The organism is Kitasatospora sp. NPDC091257 (genome assembly GCF_044757675.1).
Classification (GTDB): Bacteria; Actinomycetota; Actinomycetes; order Streptomycetales; family Streptomycetaceae; genus Kitasatospora; species Kitasatospora lactacystinica.
Window position 1 is genome coordinate 1 of sequence record NZ_JBIVVI010000530.1, and the last position, 5938, is coordinate 5938.

A 5938-nucleotide genomic window follows, 5' to 3' on the forward strand; every position below is an offset into this window, starting at 1 on the left:
GGGGGTGGGGCTGCCGGTGCCCGTGGCGGTGGCCGTCGGGCTCGGCGAGGCGGTGGTGGTGGCGGTCGGGCTCGGGGACGGCTGCGGTCCGCCGGGCCCGAGCAGCGAGACGTCGTCGGCGGCGAAGGCCGGCTGTCCGTACCAGCCGTGCAGGTAGACGGTGACGCTGGTGGTGTTCGGGCCGGTGCTGAAGCCCGTGCTCAGCTGGGTCCAGCCGGTGCCGCCGGGGGTCCAGGTGCTCGGATCGGTGCCGCCGGTGCCGCGGGCGCCCAGGTAGACGTACGAGCCCTGGACCCAGGAGCTCAGGGTGTACGAGGAGGAGGGCTTCACCGCGACGGTCTGGGTGCACTCGCCGGTGTCGCTCCCGCTCGGGGTGGACTGCAGGGCGTACGTGCCGGAGTGCGCGGCGGTGCTCCGGACCGTGGCGCTCGAACAGGTCCAGCCGGACAGGTTCCCGGTCTCGAAGCCGCCGTTGGTGATCAGATCGGTGTCGGCGGCGTGGGCGCCGGTGCCGTCGGCCAGGGCGAGTCCGCCCAGGCCGATGACCAGGGCGCTCGCTCCGGCGAGCAGCGAACGGACGGCGCGCGGGCGCCGGTGTCGGGCAGGTGGCATGACTCCGTCTCCAGTGGGGGAGGCCCGGCGGCGCCTCGTGGGGGAGGAACGCCGTCCGGGGTGTCGATGGTGCGCGTGCGGGAGCTACCGACAACTCAAGTCCCGGTCGGGAACGGAGACTTGCCTCACAAGGTGGAGTAGACCAATTCTGCTGTCAAGGGGGCGCTACGCGGCCGGTGGTGCGGATCCGACCCCGGCCGGCCCGGCGATCGCCGCGGTCAGCGCGGCGATCCGGGCCGAGGCCAGGCCGTCGCCGTACGGGCTCGGGGTGGCCGCCAGCCGGGCGAGCCGCTCGGGGGTGTCGGAGAGCCAGGCGCGGGCCAGGGCGCCCAGCTCCTCGCCGGGCGGCACCAGCGCGGCGAAGCCGGCCGCCACCGCCTCCGGACGCTCGGTGGAGCGGCGCACCACCAGCAGCGGGCGGCCGAGCACCGTGCACTCCTCCTGCACGCCGCCGGAGTCGGAGACCAGCAGGGCCGCGTGGCCCGCCAGGCCCAGGAAGTCGCCGTAGCCGACCGGGCCGGTGACGGCCAGCCGCTCCAGCAGGCCGTCCAGGCCGAAGCGCTCGACGGCGGCCCGGGTGCGCGGGTGCATCGGGAACAGCACCGGGGTGCCGGCCCGGGCGATCCGGTCCAGTTCGGCGAGCACCGCGCCGAGCGCCTCGGCGGTGTCGGTGTTCTCCGGGCGGTGCACGGTGGCCAGCACGTACCCGTCCGGGCGCAGCCCGTGCGCGGCGAGCAGGGCGGCGCGGGCGGCCCCGTCCGGCAGCTGACGGCGGACCACCTCGACGACGGTGTTGCCGGTGAGCTCGATCCGCTCCTCGGCCAGCGACTCGGCGCGCAGGTTGGCGACGTTCTCCCCGGTGGCGGCGCAGAGCAGGTCGGAGACGTGGTCGACCATCACCCGGTTGTGCTCCTCGGGCATCGCCCGGTCGAAGCTGCGCAGCCCGGCCTCGACGTGGACCAGCGGGACCCCCCGGGCGTTGGCGGCCAGGGCCCCGGCCAGGGTGGCGTTGGTGTCGCCCTGGACGACCACGGCCACCGGGCGGTCCTCGGCGAAGGCGGTGTCCAGCTGGCCCAGCGAGCGGGCGATCTGGCCGGCCCGGGGGCGGCCGCCGACACCGGTGAGCAGCTCGGGCTCGGGCAGGTCGAGGTCGCGCAGGAAGCGGCCGGACATCGCCTCGTCCCAGTGCTGGCCGGTGTGCACCAGCCGGGTGGCGTCGCCGAGCTCGTGGATCAGCGGGGCGAGCTTGACCAGCTCGGGGCGGGTACCGAGGACGACGGCGACGCTGGACGGGGGCAGGCACGTGCTCATGCGGGACTCCGGTCGGGACGTGGTGCGGGGAGGAGGCGTGGGGGCGGGCGGCTCGGGACGCGGGTCAGGACTCGAGCGCGGTGGGGGCGCCGACGGCGACCTTCTCGGCGTTGCGGCGGGTCTTGGCCCAGCCGTTGCGGCCGAGCAGCATCCGGACCGCGGCCCGGGTGGCGACCACGAACAGGTGGTAGGCGTAGAGCCAGACCAGGACGCCCCAGAGCAGTGCGGTGAGCCGGCTCCGGTCGGGGTGGACGGCCCTGCGGTAGGCGAAGCCCCAGAACACCATCGGCAGGGCGGCGAGCACGAAGGCGAGCAGCATCCACGGGCCGAACCTGAGCTGGAACTCGGCGGTCTCCTCCGGGAAGAGCACCACCCCGGCGCCGGTGATCCCGAGCGAGAGCGGGAAGAGCAGCACCAGCAGGACGCAGACCACCGGCTGGAGGAAGGTGTACAGCACCTCGGCCTTGCCGGACGGGGTGTAGTGCGGGGAGCGCAGCACCCGGCCGGTGTAGCGCAGGCACTGCATGTTGCCCTGGGCCCAGCGGGTGCGCTGGGTGAGGAAGCGGCGCAGCGAGATCAGGCCCTCCTGGGAGACCTGGGCCTCGGTGACGTGGGTGAGCCGCCAGCCGGCCAGCCGCAGGTCGAGGCCGGACTCGTAGTCCTCCAGCAGGGCGCGCTCCGGCCAGGGGCGGCCGGCCCGGCCCTCCTCGGCGGTCAGCGAGTCGAGGGCGGTGAGCCGGACGAACTGGCCGTTGCCGCCGAGGCCGACGCTGCCGGTGCGGCGGCGCAGCAGCTGCATGCCGGTGTTGGTGGCCTGGAACTCGACGTCCTGCATCCGCACCAGTGCGCGGGCCAGGGCGTTGGCGGCCCGGCCGCGGCCGGGCAGTGGGAGTTCGTCGTCGGCGTTGCGCATCCGGACGCCGATCTGGACGGCGCCGGTGTCGGGGCGGCCGAGCGCCTTGGCGTTGCAGACCCGGGCGAGGGTGCCCGGGCCGAGCCGCCCGTCGGCGTCGACCACGCCGATCACCACCCGGGCGCGGTCGGTGCCCTCGGGCAGCGAGGCGGAGATCTCCCGGTAGGCGGCGTTGAGGGCGGCGCCCTTGCCGATCCGGGCGTGCGGGCGGCGGCGCTGGACGAGGTGGATCCGGGGGTCGCGGGCCGCGGCGGCGAGCACCAGCCCGCGGGTGGCGTCCTCGCTGTCGTCGTCGATCACCCACAGGTGGGCCTCGGGCGCGCCGGCCCGCAGGCCGTCCAGGGTCTGGGTGACCACGGCCTCCTCGTCGCGGCAGGGGATCACCAGGTGCCACTGGAAGGCGGCGGGGTCGCCGGGCTCGGCGGGGCGGCCGTGCCGGAAGGCGTGCCGGGAGCCCGCCCAGTACACGAGGAAGCGGCCGAAGACCAGGAGCATGTAGCCGACGAGGGCCAGGGAGATCAGTCCGGCGATCCGGACGACGGAGTCCTGGCGAAGCACGATCCATGCGTGCAGGGCGTCGGGCATGGCGAACTGCTCCTTGTGATCAAAGGCTGGGGGGCTCCCATCAGTTGCGAATCGATGCTTCATTGCGGTTCAAATCGCCAAATCGATAGTAAAGGGAGAAAAATGGGCGATCACGGCAAAGGGCGGGCAAAGTGGTGGTTCTCACCCCGTGAGGAGGACCCGTCGGCGCTCCGTAGACTGTGGTCGTGAGCGACAAGGCCGACCCGAACCCGTACACCATCCGCCCCGCCGACGGCGGCACCGGCGACGCCCTGCGCGACGTCGAGGTGGAGCTCTCCGAACGCTGGCCGGAGAACAAGCTGGAGCCCTCGCTCGACCGGATCGAGGCGCTGATGGACATCCTGGGCCAGCCCCAGCGGTCCTTCCCCTCCATCCACATCACCGGCACCAACGGCAAGACCTCCACCGCCCGGATGGTCGAGCAGCTGCTCAACGCCTTCGAGCTGCGCACCGGCCGCTACACCAGCCCGCACGTGGAGTCCGTCACCGAGCGGATCAGCCTGGACGGCGCCCCGATCAGTCCCGAGCGCTTCGTCGAGGTCTACCGCGACATCGAGCCCTACGTGCGGATGGTCGACGCGGCGCAGCCGGTGCCGATGTCCTTCTTCGAGGTGCTGACCGGCATGGCCTACGCGGCCTTCGCCGACGCCCCGGTGGACGTCGCCGTGGTCGAGGTCGGGATGGGCGGCTCCTGGGACGCCACCAACGTCATCGACGCCGCCGTCGCGGTGATCACCCCGATCGGGCTGGACCACACCGACAAGCTCGGCGGGACCACCGGCGAGATCGCGGTCGAGAAGTCCGGGATCATCAAGTCCGGTGCCGTCGCCGTCGTCGCCCAGCAGCAGCTGGACGCCGCCGAGACCATCCTGCGCCGCGCCGTCGAGGTGGATGCCACGGTCGCCCGCGAGGGCATGGAGTTCGGCGTGATCCGCCGTGAACTCGCCGTCGGCGGACAGCTGGTGACGCTGCGCGGACTCGGCGGCGAGGAGTACGAGGACGTCTTCATCCCGCTGCACGGCGAGTACCAGGCGCACAACGCGGCCCTCGCCCTGGCCGCGGTCGAGGCCTTCTTCGGCGTCGGCGGTGCGCGCGGCGGGCAGCTGGACGTGGACAAGATCCGCCAGGCCTTCTCCGGCGTCTCCTCGCCGGGCCGCCTGGAGGTCGTCCGCCGCAGCCCCACGATCGTCCTGGACGCCGCCCACAACCCGCACGGCGCCCGCGCCACCGTGGCCGCGCTCACCGAGTCCTTCGGCTTCACCCGGCTCGTCGGCGTGATCGGCACCTCCGGGGACAAGGACGTGGCCGGCGTGCTGGAGGCCTTCGAGCCGATCCTGGCCGAGGTCGTCATCACCCAGAACTCCACCCACCGCGCGATGGACGTCGACGCGCTCGCGGCGCTGGCCGTGGAGGTCTTCGGCCCGGACCGCGTCCAGGTCGAGCCCCGGCTCGACGACGCCATCGCCGCCGCCGTCACCCTCGCCGAGGAGGAGGGCGACCTCGGCGGCTCCGGGGTGCTGGTCACCGGTTCGGTCATCACGGTGGGCGAGGCCCGCCTGCTGCTCGGGAGGAAGTGACATGAGGACGCTCTGCTCCTCGACCTTGATCGGCGAAGCGTTGCTGATCCTCTTCGCGGCGCTGGTCGCGGTGCGGCTCACCGACGTCTCCGGCGCGGAGGTGTGGACGGTCAGCGGCATCGCGATGGCGCTGTGCGTCCTGCTCTGCGGCATGATCGACCGCCCCGGCGCGGTGCAGATCGGCTGGGCGCTGCAGATCGGGCTGATCGCCGGCGGCTTCATCCTGCCGACCATGTTCGGTCTCGGCGTGGTCTTCGCCGGCCTGTGGTGGTGCTCGGTGCACTACGGCCGCAAGGTCGACGAGTTCAAGGCCGCCCGGGCCGCCGCGGAGGCCGCCGCAGTACAGGTCTGAGGCCCGGACCGGCGGACCGACACGCCGTGTACGCAAGGTAATCTCTGCCCTGTCGGCGCCGCTTGTCGACCCGACTGTCCGCCGAACCGAATCCCCAGGAGACGCACCGTGTCCCAGCGCACTCTCGTCCTGCTCAAGCCCGACGCCGTCCGCCGCGGCCTGGCCGGCGAGATCATCAGCCGCATCGAGCGCAAGGCCGGCTGGCGGTTCGCCGCCGTCGAGCTGCGCACCTTCGAGCGGGCGACGCTGGAGCAGCACTACGCGGAGCACGTGGGCCGCCCGTTCTACGAGCCGCTGCTGGAGTTCATGACCTCCGGCCCGTCGATCGCGCTGATCGTCGAGGGCGAGGAGGTCGTCAAGGGCATCCGCATGCTGGCCGGCGCCACCAACCCGCTGGAGGCCGGCGCCGGCACCATCCGCGGCGACTACGCGACGATCACCCGCGAGAACCTGATCCACGCCTCCGACTCCCCGGAGTCCGCCGAGCGCGAGATCAAGATCTTCTTCCCCGCGCACGCCTGACCCGGACCGGGCGACACGCCCGGCGGGACCAGGGGTGACACACCCCGGGGAAGCGGGTGACGCACC

Annotated in this window: 6 protein-coding genes; 3 read left to right on the forward strand and 3 right to left on the reverse strand. The window is 73.3% G+C overall.

What is annotated here, in order from left to right; genetic code table 11:
* The 3 genes from ACIQOV_RS23505 to ACIQOV_RS23515 form a co-directional block, all read right to left on the reverse strand.
* Positions 1 to 612, reverse strand: a 612-nt coding sequence (locus ACIQOV_RS23505; RefSeq protein WP_401051393.1) for a carbohydrate binding domain-containing protein, incomplete at its 3' end; no start/stop codon positions are given.
* 165 nt (positions 613 to 777) lie between these two features.
* Positions 778 to 1923 (reverse strand): non-hydrolyzing UDP-N-acetylglucosamine 2-epimerase, encoded by a 1146-nt coding sequence (gene wecB / locus ACIQOV_RS23510; protein ID WP_401051396.1) that lies wholly within the window; start codon positions 1921 to 1923, stop codon positions 778 to 780.
* A gap of 64 nt (positions 1924 to 1987) precedes the next feature.
* A complete protein-coding gene (locus tag ACIQOV_RS23515) occupies positions 1988 to 3421 on the reverse strand; it encodes a glycosyltransferase family 2 protein (protein WP_401051398.1) in 1434 nt (477 codons plus the stop codon).
* A gap of 185 nt (positions 3422 to 3606) precedes the next feature.
* Here ACIQOV_RS23515 and ACIQOV_RS23520 point away from each other — a divergent pair, with 185 nt between their 5' ends.
* The 3 genes from ACIQOV_RS23520 (at position 3607) to ndk (ending at position 5872) form a co-directional block, all read left to right on the forward strand.
* The gene (locus ACIQOV_RS23520; protein ID WP_401051400.1) at positions 3607 to 4998 is read left to right on the forward strand and encodes a bifunctional folylpolyglutamate synthase/dihydrofolate synthase; all 1392 of its coding nucleotides are present in this window, start codon (positions 3607 to 3609) and stop codon (positions 4996 to 4998) included.
* 1 nt (position 4999) lies between these two features.
* Positions 5000 to 5350, forward strand: a complete 351-nt coding sequence (locus tag ACIQOV_RS23525; RefSeq protein WP_401051401.1) for a DUF4233 domain-containing protein — start codon at positions 5000 to 5002, stop codon at positions 5348 to 5350.
* 108 nt (positions 5351 to 5458) lie between these two features.
* The gene (ndk, locus tag ACIQOV_RS23530; RefSeq protein ID WP_359908153.1) at positions 5459 to 5872 is read left to right on the forward strand and encodes a nucleoside-diphosphate kinase; all 414 of its coding nucleotides are present in this window, start codon (positions 5459 to 5461) and stop codon (positions 5870 to 5872) included.
* Positions 5873 to 5938: the final 66 nt, after the last annotated feature.

What these genes read in the sequence shown, in the direction of transcription:
- ACIQOV_RS23525 (WP_401051401.1), top strand. Translation starts at nt 5,000, where the DNA reads ATGAGGACGCTCTGCTCCTCGACCTTGATCGGCGAAGCGTTGCTGATC.
- ACIQOV_RS23515 (WP_401051398.1), bottom strand. Translation starts at nt 3,421, where the DNA reads ATGCCCGACGCCCTGCACGCATGGATCGTGCTTCGCCAGGACTCCGTC.
- wecB (WP_401051396.1), bottom strand. Translation starts at nt 1,923, where the DNA reads ATGAGCACGTGCCTGCCCCCGTCCAGCGTCGCCGTCGTCCTCGGTACC.